This is a genomic window from Flaviramulus sp., from assembly GCF_982512915.1.
The window spans coordinates 13,738-40,550 of the sequence record NZ_CEWOCJ010000005.1 but is presented as its reverse complement, the minus strand read 5'-3'; the positions used below and the strand labels follow the sequence as shown (position 1 = coordinate 40,550).

23 protein-coding genes are annotated in these 26,813 nt (G+C 30.6%); 11 read left to right on the top strand and 12 right to left on the bottom strand.

What is annotated here, in order from left to right; genetic code table 11:
- Positions 1-26 precede the first annotated feature (26 nt).
- Together AC1XJX_RS04915 and AC1XJX_RS04910 are read left to right on the top strand one after the other, a co-directional pair.
- Positions 27-1,220, top strand: coding sequence for a DegT/DnrJ/EryC1/StrS family aminotransferase (locus tag AC1XJX_RS04915; RefSeq protein WP_482002856.1), 1,194 nt, complete (start codon positions 27-29; stop codon positions 1,218-1,220).
- Between the two features lie 96 nt (positions 1,221-1,316).
- Positions 1,317-2,855: a glycoside hydrolase family 16 protein gene (locus AC1XJX_RS04910; protein WP_482002855.1), complete on the top strand. Its 1,539-nt coding sequence runs from the start codon at positions 1,317-1,319 to the stop codon at positions 2,853-2,855.
- Here AC1XJX_RS04910 and ribB read toward each other — a convergent pair.
- From ribB to tpx, 6 genes are all read right to left on the bottom strand, one after another.
- Entirely contained in the window at positions 2,852-4,012 is a 1,161-nt protein-coding gene (gene ribB, locus AC1XJX_RS04905) for a 3,4-dihydroxy-2-butanone-4-phosphate synthase (protein ID WP_482002854.1), read from the bottom strand. The genes AC1XJX_RS04910 and ribB overlap by 4 nt on opposite strands.
- Before the next feature lie 16 nt (positions 4,013-4,028).
- Complete coding sequence (locus tag AC1XJX_RS04900; RefSeq protein WP_482002853.1) at positions 4,029-5,990, bottom strand: LptF/LptG family permease; 1,962 nt, start codon at positions 5,988-5,990, stop codon at positions 4,029-4,031.
- Positions 5,991-5,995: 5 nt separating this feature from the next.
- Positions 5,996-6,631 carry an outer membrane lipoprotein periplasmic chaperone LolA1 gene (lolA1, locus tag AC1XJX_RS04895; protein WP_482002852.1) on the bottom strand — a complete coding sequence of 212 codons (636 nt, stop codon included), beginning with the start codon at positions 6,629-6,631 and terminating at the stop codon, positions 5,996-5,998.
- A gap of 13 nt (positions 6,632-6,644) precedes the next feature.
- Positions 6,645-9,035, bottom strand: coding sequence for an FtsK/SpoIIIE family DNA translocase (locus tag AC1XJX_RS04890; protein WP_482002851.1), 2,391 nt, complete (start codon positions 9,033-9,035; stop codon positions 6,645-6,647).
- A 63-nt stretch (positions 9,036-9,098) separates the two neighbouring features.
- Positions 9,099-9,467, bottom strand: a complete 369-nt coding sequence (locus AC1XJX_RS04885) for a diacylglycerol kinase family protein (protein WP_482002850.1) — start codon at positions 9,465-9,467, stop codon at positions 9,099-9,101.
- Positions 9,468-9,473: 6 nt separating this feature from the next.
- Positions 9,474-9,977: a thiol peroxidase gene (gene tpx / locus AC1XJX_RS04880; RefSeq protein ID WP_482002849.1), complete on the bottom strand. Its 504-nt coding sequence runs from the start codon at positions 9,975-9,977 to the stop codon at positions 9,474-9,476.
- Between the two features lie 218 nt (positions 9,978-10,195).
- Here tpx and katG point away from each other — a divergent pair, with 218 nt between their 5' ends.
- A complete protein-coding gene (katG, locus tag AC1XJX_RS04875; RefSeq protein WP_482002848.1) occupies positions 10,196-12,406 on the top strand; it encodes a catalase/peroxidase HPI in 2,211 nt (736 codons plus the stop codon).
- A 75-nt stretch (positions 12,407-12,481) separates the two neighbouring features.
- Complete coding sequence (locus AC1XJX_RS04870) at positions 12,482-12,952, top strand: ankyrin repeat domain-containing protein (RefSeq protein ID WP_482002847.1); 471 nt, start codon at positions 12,482-12,484, stop codon at positions 12,950-12,952.
- A gap of 18 nt (positions 12,953-12,970) precedes the next feature.
- Here AC1XJX_RS04870 and nhaC read toward each other — a convergent pair whose 3' ends face one another.
- Positions 12,971-14,437 (bottom strand): Na+/H+ antiporter NhaC, encoded by a 1,467-nt coding sequence (gene nhaC, locus AC1XJX_RS04865; protein ID WP_482002846.1) that lies wholly within the window; start codon positions 14,435-14,437, stop codon positions 12,971-12,973.
- Between the two features lie 94 nt (positions 14,438-14,531).
- Between nhaC and AC1XJX_RS04860 the strand changes: the two genes are divergently transcribed.
- Positions 14,532-15,554: a metal-dependent hydrolase gene (locus AC1XJX_RS04860; protein WP_482002845.1), complete on the top strand. Its 1,023-nt coding sequence runs from the start codon at positions 14,532-14,534 to the stop codon at positions 15,552-15,554.
- A 2-nt stretch (positions 15,555-15,556) separates the two neighbouring features.
- Here AC1XJX_RS04860 and AC1XJX_RS04855 read toward each other — a convergent pair whose 3' ends face one another.
- Positions 15,557-16,759, bottom strand: coding sequence for an aminotransferase class I/II-fold pyridoxal phosphate-dependent enzyme (locus AC1XJX_RS04855; RefSeq protein ID WP_482002844.1), 1,203 nt, complete (start codon positions 16,757-16,759; stop codon positions 15,557-15,559).
- 158 nt (positions 16,760-16,917) lie between these two features.
- Here AC1XJX_RS04855 and AC1XJX_RS04850 point away from each other — a divergent pair, with 158 nt between their 5' ends.
- The 5 genes from AC1XJX_RS04850 (at position 16,918) to AC1XJX_RS04830 (ending at position 20,108) form a co-directional block, all read left to right on the top strand.
- Positions 16,918-17,376: an Lrp/AsnC family transcriptional regulator gene (locus AC1XJX_RS04850; protein ID WP_482002843.1), complete on the top strand. Its 459-nt coding sequence runs from the start codon at positions 16,918-16,920 to the stop codon at positions 17,374-17,376.
- A gap of 2 nt (positions 17,377-17,378) precedes the next feature.
- Positions 17,379-18,005 (top strand): CPBP family intramembrane glutamic endopeptidase, encoded by a 627-nt coding sequence (locus AC1XJX_RS04845; protein WP_482002842.1) that lies wholly within the window; start codon positions 17,379-17,381, stop codon positions 18,003-18,005.
- A gap of 76 nt (positions 18,006-18,081) precedes the next feature.
- Positions 18,082-18,594, top strand: coding sequence for a hypothetical protein (locus AC1XJX_RS04840; RefSeq protein ID WP_482002841.1), 513 nt, complete (start codon positions 18,082-18,084; stop codon positions 18,592-18,594).
- Positions 18,595-18,627: 33 nt separating this feature from the next.
- Entirely contained in the window at positions 18,628-19,323 is a 696-nt protein-coding gene (locus AC1XJX_RS04835; RefSeq protein ID WP_482002840.1) for a hypothetical protein, read from the top strand.
- Positions 19,299-20,108 (top strand): sensor histidine kinase, encoded by an 810-nt coding sequence (locus AC1XJX_RS04830; protein WP_482002839.1) that lies wholly within the window; start codon positions 19,299-19,301, stop codon positions 20,106-20,108. The genes AC1XJX_RS04835 and AC1XJX_RS04830 overlap by 25 nt, the downstream gene beginning before the upstream one ends.
- Here AC1XJX_RS04830 and AC1XJX_RS04825 read toward each other — a convergent pair.
- The 4 genes from AC1XJX_RS04825 to AC1XJX_RS04810 all read right to left on the bottom strand — a co-directional run bounded on the left by AC1XJX_RS04825 (position 20,100) and on the right by AC1XJX_RS04810 (position 24,569).
- On the bottom strand, positions 20,100-21,479 hold the full coding sequence (locus tag AC1XJX_RS04825; RefSeq protein ID WP_482002838.1) for an aldehyde dehydrogenase: 1,380 nt from the start codon (positions 21,477-21,479) through the stop codon (positions 20,100-20,102). The two genes, AC1XJX_RS04830 and AC1XJX_RS04825, sit on opposite strands and share 9 nt — an antisense overlap.
- Positions 21,480-21,502: 23 nt before the next feature.
- Positions 21,503-22,204, bottom strand: a complete 702-nt coding sequence (locus AC1XJX_RS04820) for an RluA family pseudouridine synthase (RefSeq protein WP_482002837.1) — start codon at positions 22,202-22,204, stop codon at positions 21,503-21,505.
- 72 nt (positions 22,205-22,276) lie between these two features.
- Entirely contained in the window at positions 22,277-23,095 is an 819-nt protein-coding gene (panB, locus tag AC1XJX_RS04815) for a 3-methyl-2-oxobutanoate hydroxymethyltransferase (protein ID WP_482002836.1), read from the bottom strand.
- 52 nt (positions 23,096-23,147) lie between these two features.
- Positions 23,148-24,569, bottom strand: a complete 1,422-nt coding sequence (locus tag AC1XJX_RS04810; RefSeq protein WP_482002835.1) for an L-serine ammonia-lyase — start codon at positions 24,567-24,569, stop codon at positions 23,148-23,150.
- Between the two features lie 304 nt (positions 24,570-24,873).
- Here AC1XJX_RS04810 and dnaK point away from each other — a divergent pair, with 304 nt between their 5' ends.
- On the top strand, positions 24,874-26,781 hold the full coding sequence (gene dnaK, locus AC1XJX_RS04805) for a molecular chaperone DnaK (RefSeq protein ID WP_482002834.1): 1,908 nt from the start codon (positions 24,874-24,876) through the stop codon (positions 26,779-26,781).
- The last annotated feature ends 32 nt before the right edge of the window (positions 26,782-26,813 follow it).

Genomic DNA, 26,813 nt, shown 5'->3' with positions numbered 1-26,813 from the left:
CCCTAACGCAAACAAAAAAAATAATTATGCCAGGATTTGAACTATTTGGTGAAGCAGAAAGAAAACAAGTAAACGACGTTTTAGATAATGGTGTATTAATGCGCTATGGCTTTGATGGAATGCGAAATGGCCAATGGAAAGCAAAAGAACTAGAATCTCAACTTCAAAAAACATTTCAATCTAAACATGTGCAATTGGTATCAAGTGGTACAGCTGCCGTTTCTTTAGCATTAGCCTCAGCAGGTGTAGGAGCAGGCGATGAGGTAATTATGCCAACATTTACATTTGTAGCTAGTTTTGAAGCTATTATAATGCTTGGTGCAATTCCTATTCTGGTAGATATTGATGATACATTAACATTAAGTCCTAAAGCAGTTAAAGATGCTATAACTCCAAAAACAAAAGCGATAATGGTGGTTCAAATGTGTGGTAGCATGGGAGATTTAGAAGCTTTAGAAGCTATTTGTAGCAAACATAATTTATTGTTTATTGAAGATGCATGTCAAGCTATTGGCGGCACCTACAAAGGAAAACCACTGGGAAGCATTGGCGATTTAGGATGTTTCTCATTCGATTTTGTAAAAACAATAACTTGTGGTGAAGGTGGCGCGGTTATAACTAATAATGAAACATATTATGTAAATGCCGACCATTATAGCGATCATGGTCACGATCATATTGGTAGCGATAGAGGTGCTGAAACACACCCATTTCTAGGATATAACTTCCGAATTTCAGAATTGCACGCCGCAGTAGGTTTGGCACAAGTAAAGCGTTTACCAGATTTTTTAGCGATTCAGAAAAAAAATTACACCATTATTCGTAATGCTTTAGCTAAAATTCCAGAAGTTATTTTTAGAACCGTTCCAGAAGGAGGCGTAGAAAGTTATGCTTTTTTAAATTTCTTTTTACCAAATTTAGAAATAGCTCGAAAAGTCTCGGCTGCTTTTAAAGAAAATGACTTAGATGCTTGTTTCCATTATTATGATAACAATTGGCACTATATTAGAAAGTGGGATCATTTAAAAGATTTAAAATCACTATTTCCAATTTCTAACGAAGTTAAAAAAGGGCTTGAATATCTGCAAACTAAAGACTATCCTAAATCAGATCATTTTATAGGTAGAAATATTTCTTGTTTAATAAAACTTTCATGGACAGAGGAGCAAGTAAAAGAACGCGCAAACAAAATGGCTGAAATTATTAAGTCTTCAATATAATATATATTTGGTTTTTCCATATGTATAGTTTTTGTTGGGGTTAATAATGAATAAATCCAACATCTATATTGTAATTTTATAACTTAATAAAAGACTATGAATTACAAGTACATTAAAATTTCTATTTTAGTATTACTAATAAGTCAGATAACAACTGCGCAACAAATGCCAATTGATTTTTCTGATGTATCACATGTTTTTAATGTTTGGGGTGGTAGTGTATTTTCAACTAGACCATCACCAACAGATTCTAATAATACCATAGGTCAATTCTTTCATGCTTCTTCAGCTGCTGAGCAAGGTTTTTATATAGATTTAACTAGACCAATAAATTTGGATTCTAATAATACAATCACATTAGCTTTTTATGCTGAAGATCCTCAACAACACACTGTTGGATTGAAGTTAGAACAAGGAGATAATGCTAATATTCAAATAGACTTGAATGTTACTTCTCAGAATAGTTGGACAACCTTATCATATGATTTTTCAACCATAGGAGGAAATGGAAATTACAGTAGATTAACTATTTTAATAGACATTGGTAGTGCCACACCTGGGGCTTATTTTATTGATGATATAACTGATGGTTCTACACCAACAGATCCTAATGCTATTGATGTTGTTTATAATGATTTAGTTTGGTCTGATGAATTTAATACACCAGGAGATGTTAACTCATCTAATTGGCATAAACAAACACAAGTTATAATTCCAGGAGTAGGTTGGGCTAATAATGAAGAACAGCATTATACTAATCGTTTAGATAATTCTTTTGTTGATAATTCAGGCGCTCTTAATATAGTAGCAAAAAGAGAAACATTTAATGATCAAGGTATTACGAAAAACTATACATCTGCACGTTTAAATTCAGATTTTGCATTTACATATGGAAGAGTAGATGTTAGAGCAAAATTACCAGCATGGGATGGAACTTGGCCAGCGATATGGACTTTAGGTAAAAATATAAATGAAAATGGTGGACTTTGGGATAATAGAGGTTTTGGAACAACGCCTTGGCCAACATGTGGAGAAATAGATATTATGGAACATGGTTTAGGACCAATAAATCATACATCAAGTGCATTGCATACAAATTCTAGTTCAGGAGCAACAATTAATTACCGTTCTCAAGAAATTAGTGATGTAGCAGCTAACTGGCATATTTACTCGGTAAATTGGTCGCCTAATCAAATCACTTTTTTAGTTGATGGTGTTGGGTTTTACACTTACAACCCTTCAGTAAAAAATATAAATACATGGCCATTTACAGAGGATCAATATATTTTGTTAAATGTTGCTATGGGAGGTATTTCTGGAGCTATAGACCCTAATGTTTCTAGCGGAACAATGCTGGTAGATTACGTTCGTATCTACCAAAATACGTCTTTAAGTTCCGATGAAATTAAAAATGATAATTTTAGAATTTATCCAAATCCAACACAAGAAGAAATTTATATAAAATCAAATATCAATATTGATTATGTAGAGCTTTTTGATGTTTTAGGTAATTCCATTTTAAAACAATCAAAATCTACAAACTTAATTAATGTGAGTAATTTGAATTCTGGTATTTATTTTTTAAATATTTATGCTAATAGTTCCAAATTGGTTAAAAAGGTAGTTATTAATTAATATTTCACATAATCAACAATTTCTAAACCATAACCAATTAATCCCACACGCTTGCTTTGTTCTGTGTTAGAAATTAAACGTAGTTTGTGTATGTTTAAATCGTGAAGTATTTGAGCGCCAATGCCAAAATCTCTATTATCCATATCTATTCTAGGAGCTTTTGATATTTTATTTGGTGATTGATTTTCTTTTACAATAGTTAATCTATTCAATAAGTTCATAGATTGTACTTCTTGATTAATAAAAATGATAGCACCTTTACCTTCATCATTAATAACCTGAAACATATTGTGTAATTGCTTATCTACATTATTTGTTAACGTTCCTAAAATATCGTTATTGATAAGTGTGGAATTAATTCTTGTAAGAACTTCTTCATTTTCTTTCCAAACTCCTTTTGTTAAAGCTATATGTATTTGATTATTAGTAGTTTGTTTGTAAGCTCTTAATCTAAAACTTCCAAATCTAGTTTCAATTTGAAAATCCTCTTTCTTTTCAATTAAAGAGTCATGTTGCATTCTATACGCAACTAAATCTTCAATAGATACTAGCTTTAAATCGAATTTCTTTGCTACCTCAATAAGTTCTGGTAAACGAGCCATTGTACCATCTTCATTCATAATCTCTACAATAACACCAGCAGGTTTTAAACCAGCTAATCTAGCAAAATCAATTGCTGCTTCGGTATGCCCAGTACGTCTTAAAACACCACCTTCTTTAGCCACTAAAGGAAAAACATGTCCAGGTCTTGCTAATTCAAAAGGTTTCGTGTTATTGTCTATTAAAGCTTTTATAGTTTTAGCTCTATCACTTGCAGAAATACCTGTAGTAACACCATGACCTCTTAAATCTACAGATACTGTAAATGCTGTTTCCATGGGGTCTGTATTATTTCTAACCATCATGTTAAGTTCAAGTTCTTTACATCTGTTCTCGGTTAAAGGAGCACAAATAAGACCTCTACCCTGTTTAGCCATAAAATTGATGATTTCTGGTGTTATTGTTTCAGCCGCAGCTAGAAAATCACCCTCATTTTCTCTATTTTCATCATCAACAACAATAATAACTTTACCTTTTCTTATGTCTTCAATAGCTTCTTGTATAGAATTCAATTTAAACTTAGAATCATTTTTATGTGTCATATTTTCTACAATCATTTTGTAAAGATATTGCTTATTTTAAGGATTCTAAATAATTTAGTTTTAAGTCTTCCTTTATTTTTTCATTTAAAAAGATATAAGTAATAAAGTAAAAAGGAAAACCTATGATTAATAGAAACAGTTTAGGTTTTTTATTTTTTTTATCAATATGATTGTAAAACCTGAAAGTATTTAATAAAGATTTTAAATAATAAAATACAAATAAAATTAATGATACGATACTAAGTTGAATAGATGGAGACACTAATGAAGGTAATTTATTGTTTTTAAAAACAAAATGAAGTACCAGAAGAATAATCCCAATTACATATAAAATAAAAGCAAACTTTGAATGTGGTTTGTAATCTGATTTTATAATCTTATCTGAAATATCAAAATTTTCATTAATAGTTAAACCCATTAATCGCAATTGTTGAATATCGTTTCCTCTTGAATTTAAAATTTTTAAGGCTTCATATCGACATGCTTTATCATGACCAAGTGATTCGTAATTTTTAATTACATCAATCAATTCCTCATTTTTAAAAGATGATAAAAACCTATAATCAATACTATCTTTTATTTTAATTTTTAATGCTTTTTTTAAGGGGTCTAAAATACTATCAAAATCAAATAAACCTTTATCTGTAGTAGCTCTTCTTGTTAAAAAGACACCAAGTGGAAGCATAATAAGTGTGGAAAACCAACTTGCCAAAATAGGATTGAAGCCCCCTTTTTTAGCGCTATTTGTAGCAAAAATACCAATAAAATGGTAGGTTAAAAAAAGTAATATGGCTATTACCATAGGTAAACCAATACCACCTTTTCTTATGAGTGCTCCTAATGGTGCACCAACAAAAAATAAAATGATACATGCAAAACCTAAAGCAAATTTTTCATGTAAAGATATAAGGTGTCTGTTAAGTTGTTCATTAGATATTTTTAAAGTCGTTTTTTTTGATATTATAATTTGTTTAGAGCCACTTATTGTTCTTAATGTTACATCAACTAATTCAACTTTCTTTTTTGTATTAAATATATCTAAAAGTTCTCCAGAATATTTTATAGAATCTTTGATAGCAATATTCATGGGATTGTTATTTGTAACATTTGATCTTTGATATAAGTTATCAGAAAAAATCTCATATTCTTCTTCACTTTTTTCAACAAGCGAGTCTATAGTTTTATTTAATCCTATAACATCTAACATGTTGTATTTATCTGTTTGAGATTTTTCGTCAAAATCAACATTGTTTAACTGAGATAAATCAATATTAATAATCTTTTTCTCAAATGCACTTTTAGCAAAGGGTTTTTTATTTCTGGTTTTTGGATTATTAGATGTAATATCACTATAATAATTGCCGTCTAATAAAATAAGTTTTAAGACGTTAGAGTTTTCATTACTAACAAATTCTCCAGTTTTTGATTTTATTACAGTTTGGTTAGTTACACCATTGCTACTTTTAAGGTGTATGGTAACATTTTCTAAATAACGATCTCCAATTTTCTTTTCAGCTTTAATGTTGTAATTACCAATTTCGTTAAACTGACCCTCTGCAATAACCATAGCTGGTTTTAATTTCGCTATGTTTTTTCTTAGATTATAAGAGTTAAGTTCGGCCCAAGGGATAACGTTATTTGAGAAGAAAAAGGTTATTACAGCTAAAATTACTATAAAAACACTTAGTCCAGACATGGCACGTTGTAAAGATATACCGGTAGATTTCATAGCAGCAAACTCGTAGTTCTCTGCAAAACTGCCAAATACCATAATAGAGGCTAATAGGATGGTTAACGGTAAAACAAGTGGTATAAGTTTTGGCATAAAATAAACCAAAAACTTAATAATAACTATTAAATCTAAATCTTTACCTGCCAGCTCTTTTATATAAAGCCATATAGTTTGTAAAATAAATATCAGCATGAGTATTACAAACACGCTGATGAAAGTTTTGAGGTACGATATTAGTATGTAACGGTCTAGTATTTTCAAAGGACCTAATCTAATTTGTTGATGTAATAATCATTGTATTTATTTGCATCAAATGTAAATAAGGTTTTTGATAATTGTGTGTTTGTTTTAAAAGAATTAACGGTTAAAGTTGTTTTTGTTCCGTTTTTTCCAGCTTGAATTAAATTATAAATATGTTTTGTTTGTGAATCAATTCCTAATAAAATGTTTTTAATCTCAGAATTAGAATCAATAGGTGTAAGTTTTACATATTGAATTTTCCTACCATTGATATTTTGTTCAATATCTAAAGTATAGGTGTAACCATCTTCATAAAATGATAACATTTTACTAGGCGTAATTACGTCATTGTCATCATCATTTTCTGATGAAATAGTAACTTCTTCATCTTCAGTACTAATACTGTATAGTTTTTTACCATCAAAAAGGCGTGTAACACCTAAAATATTCAGACGGTATTTGTCACCTTGCATTACCACATCACCTTTAGTTTCTTGTTTAATATTTTCTGAAAGATTCTCTAAAGTATACTTAAAATCTAGTGAAATATTTTCATAACTCTTAACTTTTTGAGAAACTTCATTTAATATGGCTCTTCCTTTGTTTTGAGAAAATGCATTTAATGAAATAACTATTAATGTAATACTTATATATGTTTTCATTTTATTTTTAAAATTATATTTCATCTTCTAAAAGTTTATCTAAGGCCGTTAAGTCGGTTACCAATACTTGTCTTGCTTTACTACCTTCAAAAGGGCCTACTATACCAGCAGCTTCTAATTGATCTATTAATCTACCAGCCCTGTTATAGCCTAGTTTTAGTTTTCTTTGCAATAAGGATGCGGAACCCTGTTGTGCTGTAACTATTACAATGGCTGCATCTTTAAACAATTTGTCTCGATCTGATATGTCTATATCAAGACTTGTGCCACTTTCTTCTCCAACATATTCAGGTAACATATAGGCTTCAGGATATGCTTTTTGTGATCCTATATACTCAGTTATTTTTTCAACTTCTGGTGTATCCACAAAGGCACACTGTACTCGAATCACATCATTACCTTGGGTAAATAACATATCACCTCTACCTATTAACTGATCAGCTCCTGAACTATCTAAAATAGTACGAGAGTCTATTTTTGATGTCACTCTAAAAGCTATTCGAGCTGGAAAATTTGCTTTAATAATACCTGTAATTACATTTACTGATGGACGCTGAGTAGCAATAATTAAATGAATACCAATAGCACGAGCTAATTGTGCTAATCTGGCAATAGGAGTTTCAACTTCTTTACCAGCAGTCATTATTAAATCAGCAAACTCATCAACAACTAAAACTATATAGGGTAAAAATTGGTGTCCTTCATTTGGGTTTAGTTTTCTTGCTTTAAATTTCACATTGTACTCGGCAATGTTTCGACACATAGCATTTTTTAGAAGCTCATAACGATTATCCATCTCAATACAAAGTGAGTTTAAGGTATTAATTACCTTTGTATTATCTGTAATAATAGCTTCTTCGCTATCGGGTAATTTTGCCAAATAATGACGTTCAATTTTATTAAAAAGAGTAAGTTCTACTTTTTTTGGATCAACTAAAATAAACTTAACTTCTGCAGGATGTTTTTTGTAAAGTAATGAGGTTAATACAGCATTTAGTCCAACTGATTTTCCTTGTCCGGTGGCTCCTGCCATTAGTAAGTGAGGCATTTTTGCTAAATCAACAACAAAGGTTTCATTACTGATAGTTTTCCCTAGTGCTATGGGAAGTTGCATATCTGAACTTTGAAATTTCTTTGAAGCAATAACCGATCGCATTGATACGATGGTAGCGTTTTTGTTTGGAACTTCAATTCCTATAGTTCCTTTACCAGGAATTGGTGCTATTATTCGAATACCCAATGCAGCTAGTGAAAGAGCTATGTCATCCTCTAAATTTTTGATTTTTGAAATTCTAATTCCTGCATCAGGTACAATTTCATATAAAGTTACTGTAGGTCCAATGGTAGCTTTAATACTAGCAATACCAATACTATAGTTTTTTAATGTTTCAACAATCTTATTTTTGTTTTCTTCTAATTCTTCTTGATTGATCTTGATCCCTTCTGTATCGTATTTTTTTAATAATTCTAGAGGAGGGAATTGATATTTTGCAAGTTCAAGAGTAGGATCAAATTGTCCAAAATCTTCGACTAATTTATTAGCAAGATTATCAGTTTCTGAAATTTCTTCAGCTACTTCTTTAATTTCCATTTCAATATCAAAATCTTCCTCTTCTTCCTCCACTTTATGGGGTGTAACTTTTACTTCTAGAGGTCTGTTTTCAGAAATTGGTTTAGAGGCTAAATCTTCATGATTCTTTTTTTCATCATTTGAAAGATCAAAAGCAGATTTAATTGCCTCTGCTTCAACTGATAAGTTATTATCAAAAGAAACAATATTTTCTTCATTTAATTCTGAAAAATCATTCTTTATATTACTTTTAGCCGATTTAAAAATGCTAACAATACTTTCAAAAGTAACTTTAAATCGTATGGCTAAATAGGTTATTAAACCAAATATTAATAAAAGTGAAGTTCCAATTTTACCTATGTAGTCTTGTAGAAATAAATTAACTTCAAATCCTACGGTACCACCTAAAATATCATTTTCATCTTTGAAAAAACCAAAAAATATAGATAACCATAAGATAATTAATAAACCCCAAAACCAATGTTTTTTTAGTTTAGTTCGATTAAGATTCATCAAAACATAAATCCCAGAAAGAAAAATTAATCCTGAAAAAATAAAAGAAGAAACTCCAAAACCGCGTTGAATAAAAAAATCACTTAACCAAGCTCCAGATTTACTTAACCAGTTTTTTGTTTTGATATCTCTAGAAGTAAAGTTAGATAAACTACTTTGATCGACTTCTCCAGTAAAAAAGAAAGAAATAAATGAAACAAAAAATACGATTCCTACAATTACCAAAAAGCTACCTAAAACCAATTTTTGTTGGTTAGAAAGCTTAAAATTTGGCATTTCAATTTTTTTTTTAGGTTGATTTTTAGTTTTACTTTTAGCCATCAATGCTTTTTAGTTTCCACAAAAATACAAATTACTTACGTTATTCCTAGAGGGATTAGTATTTTAAAAAATCTTTGGAAGATAAATTAATAACCCAATAATTGAAGCAAAAATAGATGCGATAAAAACTGCACCAGCAGCAATATCTTTAATCAAACCAATTTTATTATGATGCTCTGGGTGAATAAAATTTGCCATTTCTTCTACAGCTGTATTAATGCCTTCAATACTCATAACTAATCCAATAGCCAAAAGTTGGATAATCCATTCTGTTGATGAAATATTAAAAATGAATCCTGCAATCGTAACCAATAAGGCTATTAAAAACTGAATCTTTATACTAGCTTCAGTTTTTAATAGTAAAAAAGCGCCTTTGAAAGCGTATCCAACACTTTTTAGTCTATTGATTAAAAAAGGCTCTTTTCCAGTCATTGATTATTATGAATGAAGAGATTCTAATGCAGCTTTATAATTTGGTTCATCAGCTATTTCCGCTACTTGTTCAGTATATAAAATGTTGCCGTTTTCATCCAAAACAATAACACATCTAGAATGTAAAGTTTCTAAAGGACCTGTAACAAAGTTTAACCCGTAATCTTTTCCAAAACTTCCGTTTTTGAAATCAGATAAATTAACTACATTTTCTAAACCTTCTGCACCACAAAAACGTGCTTGAGCAAATGGTAAATCATGAGAAATGCATAATACTTTAGTGTTTTCTAATTCGCTAGCTTCTTTGTTAAATTGTCTTACAGATTTAGCGCAAGTTCCAGTGTCTATACTCGGGAAAACATTTAAAACTAATTTACTTCCTTTAAAATCTTCTAAAGTTTTTGATGATAAATCAGTAGCTGTTAATTTGAAGTTAGGTGCTTTTGAACCTATTTGCGGTAAGTTTCCAGAAGTTTCAACAGGATTTCCTCCCAAAGTTATTTTTGCCATTTTTATTGTTTTTAAATTTTTTATAAAAATAGTATAAATGAAATTAAGCAAACTATAGCTTTTTGAAAATTTTAACTATCACTTGAGTTTATTAAATTTATTTTTCCAATAAGTTTTATCAATCATAATATAATTTATTAGAATGTTAAAACATCATTTATGTATTAAGTATTCATTAATTTTATGGAAATTATTTAAATAAAAAAATATCATTTATAATGGATAACAAAATTTATAATCTCAACGATTCAGATGCAAGTCAATGTCCTTTTTTAAGCGGCACTCAAAAGAAAACTGCTGGAGGTGGAACTAACAACCGTGATTGGTGGCCAAATGAATTAAAATTGAATATTCTACGTCAAAATGGTCATAAATCAAATCCTTTAGGTGAAGATTTTAATTATACTGAAGCTTTTAAAAGTGTAAACTTTGCAGAACTAAAGCAAGATGTTATTGATTTAATGACAGATTCTCAAGATTGGTGGCCAGCAGATTACGGACATTATGGACCTTTTGTGATTCGTATGGCTTGGCATAGCGCAGGTACTTATCGTGTCGGTGATGGTAGAGGAGGAGCTGGTTCAGGAACACAGCGTTTTGCACCTTTAAATAGTTGGCCAGATAATGGTAATTTAGATAAAGCTCGTTTATTATTATGGCCTGTAAAAAAGAAATATGGCAACAAAATTTCTTGGGCAGATTTAATGATTCTTGCAGGAAACTGTGCTTTAGAATCTATGGGTTTTAAAACATTTGGTTTTGCAGGAGGTAGAGAAGATGTTTGGGAGCCAGAACAAGATATTTATTGGGGTTCTGAAACTGGTTGGTTAGATAATGATGATCGTTATGATACGAGTGATGGTGATTTAGAGGGGCATTTAGGCGCCGTTCATATGGGATTGATTTACGTGAATCCAGAAGGACCAAATGGTGTTCCAGATCCTTTAAAATCAGCTCATGATATAAAAATTACTTTTGGTAGAATGGCTATGAATGATGAGGAAACTGTAGCGCTAGTTGCTGGAGGGCACACATTTGGAAAAGCACATGGAGCCGCAGATCCAGAAAAATATGTTGGAGCAGAACCTCATGGTGCTTCTATTGAAGAAATGAGTACTGGATGGAAAAATTCTTTTGGAACAGGTGTTCTAGATGATACTATTACTAGTGGATTAGAAGGAGCATGGACACCAAACCCAACGCAATGGGATGCTGATTATTTTGATGTTTTATTAAATTATGATTGGGAATTGACTAAGAGTCCTGCCGGTGCACATCAATGGACACCAACAGCAGCGTCTCAAGCAAGAATGGCTCCTAAAGCTGGTGATGCTAATGGTACTCAAGCCTTAATGATGTCAACCGCTGATATGGCACTTAAAATGGATCCTGCGTATTTAGAAATTTCAAAACGATTCCATAAAGACCATAAAGCTTTTGAAGATGCATTTGCTCGTGCTTGGTATAAATTAACACATCGTGATATGGGACCAATACAAAGATACTTAGGTCCTGAAGTGCCAAAAGAACAATTATTATGGCAAGATCCAATTCCAACTGTAAATTATACTTTAACAGATTCAGATATTGAAAAGTTAAAAAATATGATTTTAGCTTCTGGTTTAACGGTTTCACAAATGATAACTACTGCTTGGGCATCAGCTTCAACTTTTAGAGGATCTGATAAACGTGGTGGTGCAAACGGAGGACGTTTAAGATTAGAGCCACAAAGAAGCTGGGAAGTTAACAACCCAGCTGAATTAGATAAAGTACTTAAAGTTTTAGAAGGTATTAAAAAAGATTTTGTTGGTACTGTTTCTATGGCTGATTTAATTGTATTAGCTGGAACAGCTGGTGTTGAAGAAGCATCAAGAAATGCTGGTTATAATATGAAAGTGTCTTTTACACAAGGTAGAGGTGATGCCTCTCAAGAACAAACAGATTTAGAGTCTTTTGGATATTTAGAGCCTTTAGCAGATGGATTTAGAAATTATATAAAATCTGATTTACAAGTAGCCGCTGAAGATTTATTAGTTGACCGTGCTAATTTATTAACACTTTCTATTCCTGAAATGACCGCTTTAGTTGGAGGTTTACGTGTATTAGGTGCTAATTATGATGGTTCAAATTATGGAGTTTTTACAGAGAAAATAGGTGTTTTAACTAACGATTTCTTTACAAATATTCTTGATTTTACATACACTTGGAGTGCTACTTCTAAAGATGATAGATACTTTGAAGGTCGTGACCGTAGAACAGGTGAAGTTAAATTTACTGGAACTCGAGCAGATTTAATTTTTGGTTCTAATACAGAGCTAAGAGCAGTTGCAGAAGTGTACGGTGCTAACGATGGTGAAGAGCGTTTTGTAAAGGATTTTATTGCAGCTTGGGTTAAAGTTATGAACTTAGATCGTTTTGATTTAAATTAAATAAATTTGATTAATTAATAGCAATTTTAAAAGGGATGTGTTTAAACACATTCCTTTTAATTCAAAAAATTTAAGATGAACGAGAACGAATTATTTTTTAATACTATACAATCTGGTAACGTTACAAATATTAAATTACAACTAAAAAGAAATCCAGATTTAGTGAATATAAAAGATTCAAGAGGTTTTACGCCTCTAATATTTGCTTCTTATTTTGATAAAGAAGAAGTAGTGAAAATTCTAATTGAAAACAATTCTTCAGTTGATGCTAAAGATGCTTCAGGTAATACAGCCTTAATAGGTGTTTGTTTCAAAGGCAACACGAATTTAGCTAATTATTTAATCGATAAAGGAGCCAACATTAATGCAATAAATAATAATGGTGCATCCGCTTTAATTTTTTCCGCTATTTACAATAAGAAAGAAAGTGTTGAACTTTTACTTCAAAATAAAGCAGATATATCTATAACAGATAACTCGGGAAAAACCGCATTCGATTACGCTACAGAAAAAGGCTTTACTTCTATAATTGATTTGCTTCAATAAGAGTTAAAATATCAAATTTTAATTTTCTTTTATCATTTTTATCTTGATTCTTAAAGCAGCAAAAAGTAACGTTGTGAATGGACTCAACCAATTAAAAATTGCATAAATAAAATACTCACCAACACTAACACCTAAAACACTAGATTGGTAAGCACCACAGGTATTCCAAGGGATTAAAACCGAAGTAACAGTGCCTGAATCCTCAAGTGTCCTACTTAAATTCTCTGGAGCTAAACCTTTGTCTTCAAATGCTTTTTTAAACATTTTACCAGGAATTACTATGGCTAAATATTGGTCTGAAGCTATAGCGTTTAATCCCAAACAACTAATAACTGTTGTAGCAAATAATCCAAAAATAGATGAAGCTATAGAAAGTAATACTCTAGTTATTCTAGCCAAGGCACCAATGCCATCCATAATTCCGCCAAAAATCATGGCACAAGTAATCAATAAAATAGTCCATATCATACCATTCATACCTCCTGAAGAGAATAACTCATTTAATTTTTCATTATCTGTAGCTATTTGAGTATCTGTTAAAATAGAAGTAACGATAGCATTAATTTTAGAATTCCCTAATCCAGTTAAAATATCTGGTTGAAAAACAAATGCAAAAATTGCAGCTCCAATAACGCCTGCTCCTAATGCAACTAATGGCTTAGTTTTTAATAGTATTAATACAATAACTGCAAGAGGTACTATAAAAAGCCACGGCGTGATATTGAATGTTGAATTTATTGATTTTAGCAAATCACTTATATCTGCAATTCCTGAAGTTTCAGAAGTCATACTTAAAATTCCAAATGCTAAAAGTGTAATAATTATAGTTGGTACTGTAGTAATAGTCATGTATCTTATATGGGTAAACAAATCTGTTCCAGCAATTGCAGGTGCAAGGTTTGTGGTATCACTTAAAGGCGACATTTTATCACCAAAATAAGCTCCAGAAATTACAGCACCTGCAATCATACCGGTGCTAATCCCTAAAGCACTCCCAATTCCAATTAAAGCTATACCAACTGTAGCAGAAGTGGTCCATGAGCTTCCTGTTGCTATTGATATGATAGCGCAAATAATAACACAAGCTGGCAAAAATATACTCGGACTTAATACTTGTAACCCATAATAAACCATTGCGGGAATCACGCCACTAACTAACCATGTTCCAGCTAAAGCACCAACTAAAAGTAAAATCATAACTGGAATTAAAATACTTTTTAAATTTTCTAAAATTTCTTTGAGCATTCTTTGAAAGGATACTTTATTGAAGAAACCAACAATTGCAGCTACAAAACCACCTATTAAAAGAATAATTTGGTTTGAATATCCACCAAATATTTCTCCATTGGCAAAAAAGATATTATAAGCCAATAAACACATCAAAACGATAACAGGAATCATGGCTTCCCAAATACTTAGTTCTTTATTTTCAATAATATTTTGGTTATCAATTTCTATTTTAGAGATGTTTTTGTTGTCTTGCATGTTATAAATTTTGTTCATGTAATGTTACGATTTTCATCGAAGTTATGCAAATGCTAAGAGTTACTTACATTTGTAATTCATTTTATAGATTTTTATGGATTCACTAACTCAAATTGTTTTAGGTGCTGCTTGTGGAGAAGCAGTTTTAGGAAAAAAAATAGGCAATAAGGCGTTATTTTTTGGTGCTATTGGTGGGACAATTCCAGATTTAGATGTGTTTATAGGTAATTTAATTTATAATAATGAAATTGATGCTATGTTATTTCATAGAGGGTTTATGCATTCTATTTTATTCTCAGTTTTCGCTTCACTTTTTTTAGGGTGGCTAAGTTTTAAAATTTATAATTCTGGTAAATATCTAAATACTACAAATCAAAAAAATTGGATTTGTTTATGGTTTTTAGCCTTGTTTACACATCCCATTCTAGATTGTTTTACGCCATACGGCACTCAGTTGTTTGCGCCTTTTTATAGTTATAGAGTAGCTTTTAATAACATAGCAGTTGTGGATCCTGCTTATACATTTCCATTTTTAGTTTGTATGATAGCTTTGATGTTTTTTAATAGAGCTTCAAAGCAACGGCAATTTTTATTAAAGTTAGGTATTGGAATTAGCTCAGTTTATATGTTATTTACTCTTGGAAATAAACTTTACATCGATTTAATTTTTAAAAAGTCCTTAAAAGAAAATAGTATTAGTTTCAGTCGTTTTAGTAGCCAGCCAGCTATTTTTAATAATATACTTTGGTATGGTATTGCAGAAACAGAGTCTGATTATTTTGTTGCAGACCACTCTTTATTCGACACAAAAAATAGATTTTTAAATTTCAGAAAAATACCAAAAAAACGAGATTTAAAGGCTATTCAATTTGATGATATTAAAAATTTAGCTTGGTTTAGTAATAACTATTACAGTGTCTATCAAATTAATGAAAATGAATATCAATACAACGATTTACGATACCCTCTTTTAGATACAAATAACCCCAATTCTTCTGTTTTTAGTTTTCTTCTTTTTAAAGACGAAAACCGATTAAATATGAAATCTTTTCAGCCTAAATTTGAAAGTTTAGGCGATATGATGTATTCTTTATGGTTGCGAATCAAAGGAATTTAATATTAGCTTAGTACTTTTAATTCTACCATACATGTTCGCATCATTTGATAGGTACGCTCAATATCTGCGTCCAAACCAATAGAAAAACGAATCAAACCATCACTTAAGCCCATTTTTTTCTGTTCTTCCAAAGGTATTTCTGAGGAGGTAGAACTCCCTGGAGCACTAAATAATGTTTTATAAAAACCTAAGCTAACAGCTAAATATCCTAAATTTCTGTTTTGCATCAACTCCATTAATTCATTTGCTTTATCAATCGATCCAACATCAATCGTTAACATGCCACCAAAACCATAAGCTTCATTCATCATGCTTTTAAACAACTCATGAGAAGGATGTGATTTCAGACCAGGATATACCGTTTTCAAGCCATCAGATTCAAATTTTTTAGCTAAAAATAATCCGTTTTTACTGTGTTGTTGCATTCTTATATGCAGCGTTCTTAAGTTTTTTAAAATAGAAGCAGCTCTTAAGCTATCCATTGTAGAACCTAATAGCATGGAAGCGCCATCGTTTACATTTCTTAACTCATTAATAAAATCTTGAGTGCCACAAATGACACCACCTAAAGTGTCACTAGAACCGTTTACGAATTTTGTTAAACTATGTATCACGACATCGGCACCTAAAACGGCTGGTGAAATAGATAATGGTGAAAATGTATTATCCACCACTAATTTTAGATTGTGCTTTTTCGCTATGTTGGCTAGTCCCTTAATATCTGCAACTTCGAGTAATGGATTACTAACAGATTCACAGTATAAAACTTTAGTGTTTTTAGTTATTGCAGCTTCAACTTTTTCTAAATCTGTAATATCTATAAATGAAGTTTCAATATTTAATCTAGGTGTAAAATTTTTTAAAAAGGCATAAGTGCCACCATAAATAGTTCTGCTAGATACAATATGATCTCCCGAACCACATAATTGCAACAGAACAGGAGTTATGGCACCCATTCCGGATGCTGAAACATTGGCAGTTTCTGTACCTTCCATAGCTGCTAATGCTTCACCTAAATACAAATTAGAAGGTGAAGAGTGGCGCGAGTACAAATAACACCCGTCTGCATTTCCTTCAAACGTATCAAACATGGTTTTTGCTGAAAGAAACGTATAGGTAGAAGAGTCTGATATAGAAGGATTTACACCTCCAAATTCTCCAAAGTATTGTAAATCTTGAATATTATTCGCGGGTTTAAAAGCCATGGTTGTATAATTTTTATTTAAACAAATTTCTTTTTATTTAGTTAAATAAACAATGATTAAATTAAAATATAGAAAATAAAACTATATTTATTAAATATTTTAGTTATTAAAACTATATTCATGAATAATATGATTATTTTTAAGAAAATTTTTCAATTATGATATTTGACGCCATTGATAAAAATCTTTTAGAATATTTACAAAAAGATAGTAAACAAACCAATAAAGAACTTTCCAATAAATTAGACTTATCAGTTACCGCTGTTTACGAACGAATAAAAAAACTTGAAAAAGAAGGATTTATTGATAAATATGTTGCCTTAGTAAATAAGGATAAAATCCATAGAGATTTTGTAGTTTTTTGCCATATTAAGTTGGTACAACATTCTCAAGATTTTGTAATAAAATTTGAAAAAGAAGTTGCTAATTTAAAAGAGGTTTTAGAATGTTACCATATTAGCGGAGATTATGATTATTTGTTAAAGGTTTTAGTTGAAGATATGGCAACTTTTAGAGAATTTATGGTAAAAAAACTTACTACAATCAATCATATTGGCAGTACGCACAGCATGTTTGTCATTAACGAAGTAAAGCATACAACCGCCATTAATTTTTAAAAATGAATACAATCAAATATAAAAGTTTAGAGTTTTTTATCATTTTTATACTTACTCCGATAAGTTTTGCAATTAATTATACACTTTGGTTAAAGTTATTAATCGGTATTACAGGTTTTTTCTATATTATCTATATTTTATTTAAAGTTGAAAAAGAAAAATTTAAGATGAAAATTAATTTAAATTGGATAAAATTCTGCAGAGAAACCTTATTTAAATTTATAATATTAGCCTTAATAACAACTTTATTTGTTTATTTAAATGATAATAAATCTTTATTTGAAGTTATTCTTAATAAACCCAAATTATGGATTTTCATTTTGTTTTTTTATACCTTATTTTCAGTTTATCCACAAGAATTGATTTATAGAACGTTCTTTTTTAAAAGATATTCTAATCTTTTTAAAGATGAAAAATTACTTATTTTTATAAATGCTTTAGTATTTTGTTTGGGACACATTTTTTTAGAAAACTTTCTAGTTATAGTTTTGACATTTTTTGGAGGTATTTTATTTGCTTTAACTTTTAAAAAAACACAATCAACTCTTTTGGTATCAATAGAACACGCTATTTATGGATCTTGGTTATTTACTGTAGGTATGGGTAGTATGTTAGGATTTCCTTCTTAAGTATTAAATAAAATCTCATTTCTATTAAATCTTTTTGTTAATTTAGGGCAGCTATTAACCAAATTAATAATTAAAAATGAAAAAATTATCTTACATTATTTTAGGATTTTTATTAGGTGCTGTTTTAACCTATTATTTTTGCCCAAGAGAAGACACTTCGTTTTCTGCAGTTAAGCTAAAAGTACCTAAAGACACCATCAGTGTAGAACAAGCAATTAAATTAAGTGACAATTGGGCAAAAAATAATCCAACTAAAATTGATTCCTTGATACTAGTTGAAGGTGCTAAAAAGGCAACTCGTTCTGTATGGTGGTCTTTAAAAGACATCAACGAGTATTTGCTTTATGCAAAGACAAAATCAGATTCTTTAGGATATAATATGACAGGTGTAAGAGTTTATTTAGGTAATTATGGTAAAGATGCTAAGCCCTCTAAAAAGAACAGAAACACGATGTTTATTGTTCCAACAGGTAAAAAAATGATTTCGGAAGCTAATAGTTTTAATTTGCTTTTTCAAGACCCTAGTGATGATGATATCCCAGCACCAGCTTTAAATGATGGAGTTGGTGGAAATAATGGTTACCAATAAAATTAAGTGGAAGAGTTTTTATTAAACAATTATATGATAATAACACACTCTGTTGAAGCCATGGCAGCTTTAACAGGGTTGTTTTTGTTGAAAAAATATAAAAACACAACAACAAGATATTTTATTTATTTCCTTTTATATATTAGTTTATGCGAATTTCTTGCCAGATATACAAAATTTGTTCATCCTGATAAATTTTTACATTTTTTAATAGGGACTGTTTTTGAAAAAAATCACTGGTTAGCAACCCTATATTGGAAAATAGGAGCGATTATTTTTTTCGCCTTTTTCTATAATAAAGTTTTAGAAAGTGAAATTTTTAAGAAAATATTGAAAAAAGTCAGTTTATTTTTTTTAATTATTTCTGTAATGTGCATTTTATTTAATTGGGATGCTTATTTTTATAGATTTTTCCCAATAATTAGTATTTCTGGTGCTGTAGTTATTTTCCTATGTACTGTGTTTTATTTTATAGAAACCTTAAATAGCAATAGAATATTAACTTTTTATAAAACAATAAATTTTTACATAAGTGCGGCCATTTTTATTTGGTGGTTAATTATTACACCTTTAGTTTTTTACGACGTTTATTTTACTTACGAAATTGGAAACCCAAATAGAGATTGGAGTTTCCTGTTTTTAAGATGGCAAATTTATATGTTTGCAAACATTGTAATGTATATAACTTTTACATTAGCTTTAATATGGTGCAAACCTCAGAAAAATTAGCAAGTACAGCTTCAGAGCGTTATTTATTAGTATACATGATAATAGTTTTAATTATCATTACTTCATTAGTTATTGTGTTTTTTATCGTTTTCCAAAAACGTAAGAACAAGTTATTATTAGAAAAAATTAAACAAAAACAAGTGTTTGAAGAAGAAATAGCGCAAGCACAAAGTGAAACTCAAGAGCAAACTCTAAAGAATATTGGCTGGGAGTTACACGATAATATTGGTCAATTACTGTCATTTGCCAATATGCAGTTAAGTATTTTAAAAATGCAAGTTACAGATGATATAAAAATCAAATTTAAAGATACCTCTGATGCATTAAAAGAAAGTCTTTCGGAAGTGAGAGCGCTTTCTAAAACTTTAAACAACGAAGTAGTTTTAAATGTAGGTTTTGAAAAATCAATTACTACCGAATTAAACCGATTGAAAAAGATGAAGTTCGATTCTGCCGAATTACAAATTATTGGTGATAAAGTTGATTTTAAAAATAGAAAACATGAAATCATTTTATTTAGAATTGTACAAGAATTTTTATCTAATTCAGTAAAATATTCTGAAGCAAAAAACTTAAATATTATTTTAAATTATCAAAATAATAATTTAGAAATTACCGCTATAGATGACGGAAAAGGTTTTGATATAAATACTATTGAAAAAGGTTCTGGTTTAATAAATATGGAGAGTAGGGCAAGTTTAATTAATGCGTATTTAGAATTAAACTCTGAGCCAGATAAAGGCGTTCAGCTTTCAATAAAATATCCAATTAGTTTATTAGCCTAAAAATTTAAATATTTTTTTTAATAGATTTATTTTACCTCTGTAAGGCGGATATCTAAATTTTGGATCTATCCAAGTTCCACGTTTCATTACAGATTTGTGGTGAGAGAATGAATCGAAACCATGCTTTCCATGATAGCTCCCAATACCACTTGCGCCAACGCCCCCAAACGGTAATTTGTGATTACCAAAATGCACTAATAAATCGTTTACAACACCACCTCCAAAACTAAAGGTGTTAAAAATATGTTTGATAAATTTTTTATTTTTTGAGAATAAATAAAGTGCTAAAGGTTTCTCAAAACTCGATATGATATTATAAATATCATCATTTGTTTCATATGATAAAATTGGTAAAATGGGTCCGAAAATTTCTTCAGACATGACAGCGCTATCAAGTTTAGGCTCATCAAGTAAAGTAGGAGCCAAGTAGTTATGGGATTCATCTAAAATACCACCAAATAAAACGGTTTCGTTTTTTAGAAGTTGATTAAGTCGTTTTGTATTTTGTTTATTTATAATTCTAGGAAAATCAGCAGATTTCTCAGGATTTTCACCGTACATTTTTATAATTTCCTTTTTTAAAACTTCAATAAGTTTTGGTTTTATTTCAGATTGTACAATCACATAGTCTGGTGCAATACAGGTTTGCCCACCATTAAAAAATTTTCCCCAAACTAATCTACGTGCAATTAAATATAAATTTATAGTTTCATCTATAATACAAGGCGATTTTCCACCAAGTTCAAGAGTAAAAGGAGTCAAGTGTTTAGCAGCTGCTTCAGCTACAATTTTGCCTACTTTGCTACTACCAGTAAAAAAGATGTAATCCCATTTTTGTCTTAACAATTCAGTTGAAGTTTGAATACCACCTTCAACTGAAGTAACCATAGATTCTGGAAATACATTTTTAATGATTTTCGAAAGAGTTAGAGATGTATTTTGGGTTAATTCACTTGGTTTCAATACGACAGTGTTTCCTGCGGCCACAGCCATTATTAAAGGTTCTAATGCTAATAAAAAAGGGTAATTCCATGGAGCAATTACTAAAACTGTTCCGAAAGGTTCTTTATAGATATAATCTCTAGAAGGAAACGTTAATAAAGATGATTTTACTCGTTGAGGCTTAGCCCATTTATGTAATTTTCTTATAGCTAAATTTAATTCAGAAATCACTAAACTAAATTCACTTAAGTAAGATTCAAATTCAGATTTTTTAAAATCATTATTTAAAGCTTCAATAATTTCTTTTTCTGAAGATAAAATTTCACTTTTTAATTTCTTTAATAAAACCAATCTGAAAGTGATATCTTTAGTTTTCTGAGTTTCAAAAAACAGTTTTTCATTTTCTAATATTTCAGTAATTGTATCCAATTTTTTTATTTAAATATACTAATTTAATAAGAACAGGCATCCCAAATAGGATCTTTTGGTAAAGGCGCAGTAATATTAACAAGTTCATTTTTAACAGGATGTATAAAAGAAATATGTCTGGCATGTAAATGGATACTTGCATCGTTATTACTTCTATCAAAGCCATATTTTAAATCGCCTTTAATAGGACATCCAATACTTGATAATTGAGATCTTATTTGATGATGCCTCCCTGTTTCCAAATTGACTTCTAATAAAAAATAATTATTCAATTCTTTTAATAGCTCATATTGAAGTATAGCCTTTTTACTGCCTTCTATTTCATTTGAAGATATATAAGATTTATTATTTTTTGGGTTTTTTTTGACCCAATGTAAAAGAGTATCGTTATTTTTCGAAGGTCTATTTTTTACAACAGCCCAATAGGTTTTTTTTATGTCTTTAGAAACAAATAATTTATTTAATCTTGGGAGTACTTTACTAGTTTTTGCGAAAATAACTAAACCTGTAGTAGGTCTGTCGAGCCTATGAACGGTACCTAGATAAACATTACCTGGCTTATTGTATTTTTCCTTAATATAGTTTTTTACAACATCACTTAAAGGTTTATCACCAGTTTTATCACCTTGAACAATATCACCAGCACGTTTGTTTACAATAATGATGTGATTATCTTCAAATAATATTTGTAGATTACCTTTGTCGGAAAGTGTTTTTTTAGCCACTAGTTCGCAAATATTTTTACTTGTTACTGATAATTTTCCTTTTTCTATAAATATCTTCAGAATAATTTAGATTTAATATTGCTCATTTTCATTAGGGAAATCAACACTTTTTACATCTTCAACATATTGAGAAATTGCTGATGTCATTTCTTCATATAAATTCATATAACGTCTTAAAAACCTTGGGTTAAACTCGTGAGTCATTCCAAGCATGTCGTGTAATACCAAAACTTGTCCGTCTACTTCATTTCCAGCTCCAATACCAATTACAGGTATGCTAATGCTTTCTGCTACTTGTTTTGCTAATTTTGCAGGAATTTTTTCAAGAACAACACCAAAGCATCCTATACGTTCTAACATTTTTGCATCTTCAATTAAATTGGCTGCTTCTTGTTCTTCTTTAGCTCTAACAGTGTAAGTTCCAAATTTATAAATAGATTGAGGTGTTAAACCTAAATGTCCCATAACAGGAATACCAGCGTTTAAAATTCGCTTAATAGATTCTTTAATTTCTCGACCACCTTCCATTTTTACAGCATGTGCACCACTTTCTTTCATGATTCTAATAGCAGAACGCAGCGCTTCTTTTGGGTCACTTTGGTAGCTTCCAAAAGGCAAATCAACAACAACTAATGATCTATCAATAGCTCTTATTACTGAAGATGCATGATAAATCATTTGGTCTAAAGTTATAGGCAAGGTGGTTTCATGTCCAGCCATAACATTACTTGCAGAATCTCCAACAAGAATTACATCTACACCCGCACCATCTACAATTTTAGCCATGGTATAATCATAAGCTGTAAGCATTGATATTTTTTCGCCATTGGCTTTCATGTCAATAAGTGTTTTTACAGTTATACGCTTATATTCTTTTTTTGCTACAGACATATATTTTTGTTTAAGTTGTGTTGTAAAAGTAGTAAATTTTATTAATGACTAATTAGCAATCGCTCATATTTACACCTATGGCTAAACCGCCTTCTGAGGTTTCTTTATATTTTGTACTCATATCTTTTGCAGTTTCCCACATAGTTGAAACCACTTTATCTAGCGGAACTTTTACGTTCTCAGGATTTGTATCCATAGCTAATTCTGCTGCATTGATAGCTTTTATAGCACCCATTGCATTTCTTTCAATACAAGGTATTTGCACCAATCCTCCAATGGGGTCGCAGGTTAATCCTAAGTGATGTTCCATGGCTATTTCTGCAGCTACTAAAACCTGTTCTGGTGTTCCACCCATCAACTCGCATAAAGCACCAGCAGCCATAGCAGAAGATACTCCAATTTCTGCTTGACATCCTCCCATTGCAGCACTTATGGTAGCCCCTTTTTTGAAAATGCTCCCTATCTCTCCTGAAGTTAGTAAAAAGCGTTTGATGTCATCATAATTACCATCATGATTTTCTATAACTAAATAGTACATTAAAACAGCAGGTATTACACCAGCACTACCATTAGTTGGTGCTGTAACTACACGACCTAAAGAAGCATTTACTTCGTTTACAGCTAATGCAAAACAACTTACCCATTTTAATATTTGCCTGAATTTAACTTCGGTATTTCTTATGGCATAAATCCATTCAATAGGATTACTATAAGGGGTTTCGCCTTTTAATGTTTCATGTATATCGAAAGCCCGACGCCTAACATTTAATCCACCTGGTAAATTTCCTTCTGTATGGCATCCAATATACATGCATTCTAACATGGTATCCCAAATTCGTTTTAACCCTGCATCAATTTCATCTGCTGATTTAATAGATTTTTCATTTTCAAATACAACTTCAGAAATTGATTTATTTAAATCTTTACAAAATTTAAGAAGTTCAGTTCCTTTTTCAATAGGATAGGGGAAGGAACACTTTATTTGAATATTTTTTTTATGTATTGTTCGTTCTTCTTTAACTACAAAACCACCACCAATAGAATAAAAAGTTGATTTTAATTTTTTACCCGAAATTATAGCAGTAAAAGTTAATCCGTTAGAATGAAAAGGTAAAAAATTTCGATTAAAAAGAATATGTGAATCTGGATGGAATTCTAGATTTTTTTCCCCATTAAGTAATATAGACTTTTTTTGTTTAATTACATTTATAATATCAATTATGGTATCGGTATCAATGGTTTCTGGATCTTTTCCACATAGACCTAACATGATGGCATAATCTGTAGCATGTCCTTTTCCTGTCAAGGATAAAGAACCATATAAATCTACAGTTACTGCTTCTACAATATCAAATTCTTTAGCATCCTTAAGTTCTTTAATCCAGCGTTCCGCAGCGCGCCATGGCCCTAAAGTATGAGAACTCGATGGGCCTACACCTATTTTTAGCATATCGAAAACTGAAATACTCTCCATGTACTACATCGTTTTAGTTGTACAAATATATAGTGTTTTTTCTAGTCGGTTAGTTAATATTTTGTTGAATTTTTTTAAATATTTTGCGCAAATTAAAGCAGTGTAAAGCCTACATATATTAATGAGTAAGGACTTGTAACCTATAGCCCGATCCCTCCAGTGTTGCACCATTATAATTCACTAAAAAACTAATTAAAAATTTTGAATATGACACTGTGTCAGCATTTTTGAGTTGGCATAAAGATTGAAATAAAGTAAACGACACAAAAAAATGAATATTTAAAAAAAAATAAATAAAAATATTATGAGTAAAATTATTGGAATCGATTTAGGAACAACCAACTCTTGCGTTTCTGTAATGGAAGGTAACGAGCCAGTAGTTATTCCTAATGCAGAAGGAAAAAGAACAACACCATCAGTAATTGCTTTTGTAGAAGGAGGCGAAATTAAAGTTGGTGATCCAGCAAAACGTCAAGCAGTAACAAACCCTACGAAAACGGTTTATTCTATTAAACGTTTTATGGGTAATAAATATTCTGAATCTAAAAAAGAAGCAGAACGAGTACCTTACAAAGTTGTCAAAGGAGATAATGATACGCCACGTGTAGATATTGATGGACGTTTATATACGCCTCAAGAATTATCGGCTATGATTCTTCAAAAAATGAAGAAAACTGCTGAAGATTATTTAGGAACTACAGTATCTGAGGCTGTTATTACCGTGCCAGCTTATTTTAACGATTCACAACGTCAAGCTACTAAAGAAGCTGGAGAAATTGCTGGATTAAAAGTAAGACGTATTATAAACGAACCAACTGCTGCAGCTTTAGCTTATGGTTTAGACAAAAAAGGTAAAGACCAGAAAATTGTTGTATTTGACTTTGGTGGAGGAACCCATGATGTATCTATTCTAGAATTAGGAGATGGTGTATTTGAAGTACTTTCTACAGACGGAGATACACACTTAGGTGGTGATGATGTTGATCAAAAAATTATTGATTGGTTAGCTGATGAGTTTAATGCAGAAGAAGGTTTGGATTTAAGAAAAGATCCTATGTCTTTACAGCGTATTAAAGAAGCTGCTGAAAAAGCAAAAATTGAGTTATCATCTTCTGCACAAACAGAAATTAATTTACCATATGTTACGGCAACTGCTAGTGGACCAAAACACTTAGTACGTACATTAACACGTTCTAAATTTGAACAATTAATTGACGATTTAGTAAAACGTACTATTGAGCCTTGTCAGTCTGCTTTAAAAGCTGCTGGATTAAGTAAAAGTGATATTGACGAAGTTATTTTAGTAGGAGGTTCTACACGTATACCTGCTGTACAAGAAGCAGTTGAGAAATTTTTTGGAAAAGCTCCAAGTAAAGGTGTAAATCCAGATGAAGTAGTATCATTAGGTGCTGGTATCCAAGGTGGGGTATTATCTGGAGATGTTAAAGATGTATTGTTATTAGACGTAACTCCTTTATCATTGGGGATTGAAACTATGGGTAACGTTATGACGAAACTTATTGAAGCAAATACCACGATTCCTACAAAAAAATCGCAAGTATTCTCTACAGCTGCTGATAATCAACCTTCTGTAGAAATACACGTTTTGCAAGGTGAAAGAGCTATGGCTGCCGATAATAAAACAATTGGACGTTTTCACTTAGATGGTATTCCACCAGCTAGAAGAGGTACACCACAGATTGAAGTAACTTTTGATATTGATGCTAATGGTATTATTAAAGTTTCTGCAACTGATAAAGCGACAAATAAAACACAAGATATTCGTATTGAAGCATCTTCTGGATTAACTGAAGAAGAAATCCAAAAAATGAAAGCCGATGCTGAAGCTAATGCTGAAGCTGATAAAAAAGCTGTTGAAAATGCTCAAAAATTAAATGAAGCGGATTCTATGATCTTTCAAACAGAAAAACAATTAGAGGAGTTTGGGGATAAATTATCAGAAGATAAAAAACAACCTATAGTTACTGCTTTAGAAGAATTGAAAAAAGCTTATGAAACAAAAGATTTAGAACTTATTACACCAGCTTTAGATAAAATAAACGAAGCATGGAAAGTTGCTTCTGAAGAAATGTACAAAGCACAAGCTGAATCACAACAAGGTAGTAGTGAAACTCCAGGACCAGATGCTAACCAAAACGGACAAGCTGAAAGTAGTGATGTCGAAGACGTTGACTTTGAAGAAGTTAAATAAATATAAAATCACCTAAATTAAAAAAAGCGCTA

What these genes read in the sequence shown, in the direction of transcription:
- dnaK (WP_482002834.1), top strand. Translation starts at nt 24,874, where the DNA reads ATGAGTAAAATTATTGGAATCGATTTAGGAACAACCAACTCTTGCGTT.
- ribB (WP_482002854.1), bottom strand. Translation starts at nt 4,012, where the DNA reads ATGATTGTAGAAAATATGACACATAAAAATGATTCTAAGTTTAAATTG.
- AC1XJX_RS04870 (WP_482002847.1), top strand. Translation starts at nt 12,482, where the DNA reads ATGAACGAGAACGAATTATTTTTTAATACTATACAATCTGGTAACGTT.
- AC1XJX_RS04840 (WP_482002841.1), top strand. Translation starts at nt 18,082, where the DNA reads ATGAAAAAATTATCTTACATTATTTTAGGATTTTTATTAGGTGCTGTT.
- AC1XJX_RS04845 (WP_482002842.1), top strand. Translation starts at nt 17,379, where the DNA reads ATGAATACAATCAAATATAAAAGTTTAGAGTTTTTTATCATTTTTATA.
- lolA1 (WP_482002852.1), bottom strand. Translation starts at nt 6,631, where the DNA reads ATGAAAACATATATAAGTATTACATTAATAGTTATTTCATTAAATGCA.
- AC1XJX_RS04885 (WP_482002850.1), bottom strand. Translation starts at nt 9,467, where the DNA reads ATGACTGGAAAAGAGCCTTTTTTAATCAATAGACTAAAAAGTGTTGGA.
- nhaC (WP_482002846.1), bottom strand. Translation starts at nt 14,437, where the DNA reads ATGCAAGACAACAAAAACATCTCTAAAATAGAAATTGATAACCAAAAT.
- AC1XJX_RS04835 (WP_482002840.1), top strand. Translation starts at nt 18,628, where the DNA reads ATGATAATAACACACTCTGTTGAAGCCATGGCAGCTTTAACAGGGTTG.
- tpx (WP_482002849.1), bottom strand. Translation starts at nt 9,977, where the DNA reads ATGGCAAAAATAACTTTGGGAGGAAATCCTGTTGAAACTTCTGGAAAC.
- AC1XJX_RS04910 (WP_482002855.1), top strand. Translation starts at nt 1,317, where the DNA reads ATGAATTACAAGTACATTAAAATTTCTATTTTAGTATTACTAATAAGT.
- katG (WP_482002848.1), top strand. Translation starts at nt 10,196, where the DNA reads ATGGATAACAAAATTTATAATCTCAACGATTCAGATGCAAGTCAATGT.
- panB (WP_482002836.1), bottom strand. Translation starts at nt 23,095, where the DNA reads ATGTCTGTAGCAAAAAAAGAATATAAGCGTATAACTGTAAAAACACTT.
- AC1XJX_RS04855 (WP_482002844.1), bottom strand. Translation starts at nt 16,759, where the DNA reads ATGGCTTTTAAACCCGCGAATAATATTCAAGATTTACAATACTTTGGA.
- AC1XJX_RS04850 (WP_482002843.1), top strand. Translation starts at nt 16,918, where the DNA reads ATGATATTTGACGCCATTGATAAAAATCTTTTAGAATATTTACAAAAA.
- AC1XJX_RS04830 (WP_482002839.1), top strand. Translation starts at nt 19,299, where the DNA reads ATGGTGCAAACCTCAGAAAAATTAGCAAGTACAGCTTCAGAGCGTTAT.
- AC1XJX_RS04915 (WP_482002856.1), top strand. Translation starts at nt 27, where the DNA reads ATGCCAGGATTTGAACTATTTGGTGAAGCAGAAAGAAAACAAGTAAAC.
- AC1XJX_RS04890 (WP_482002851.1), bottom strand. Translation starts at nt 9,035, where the DNA reads ATGGCTAAAAGTAAAACTAAAAATCAACCTAAAAAAAAAATTGAAATG.
- AC1XJX_RS04810 (WP_482002835.1), bottom strand. Translation starts at nt 24,569, where the DNA reads ATGGAGAGTATTTCAGTTTTCGATATGCTAAAAATAGGTGTAGGCCCA.
- AC1XJX_RS04860 (WP_482002845.1), top strand. Translation starts at nt 14,532, where the DNA reads ATGGATTCACTAACTCAAATTGTTTTAGGTGCTGCTTGTGGAGAAGCA.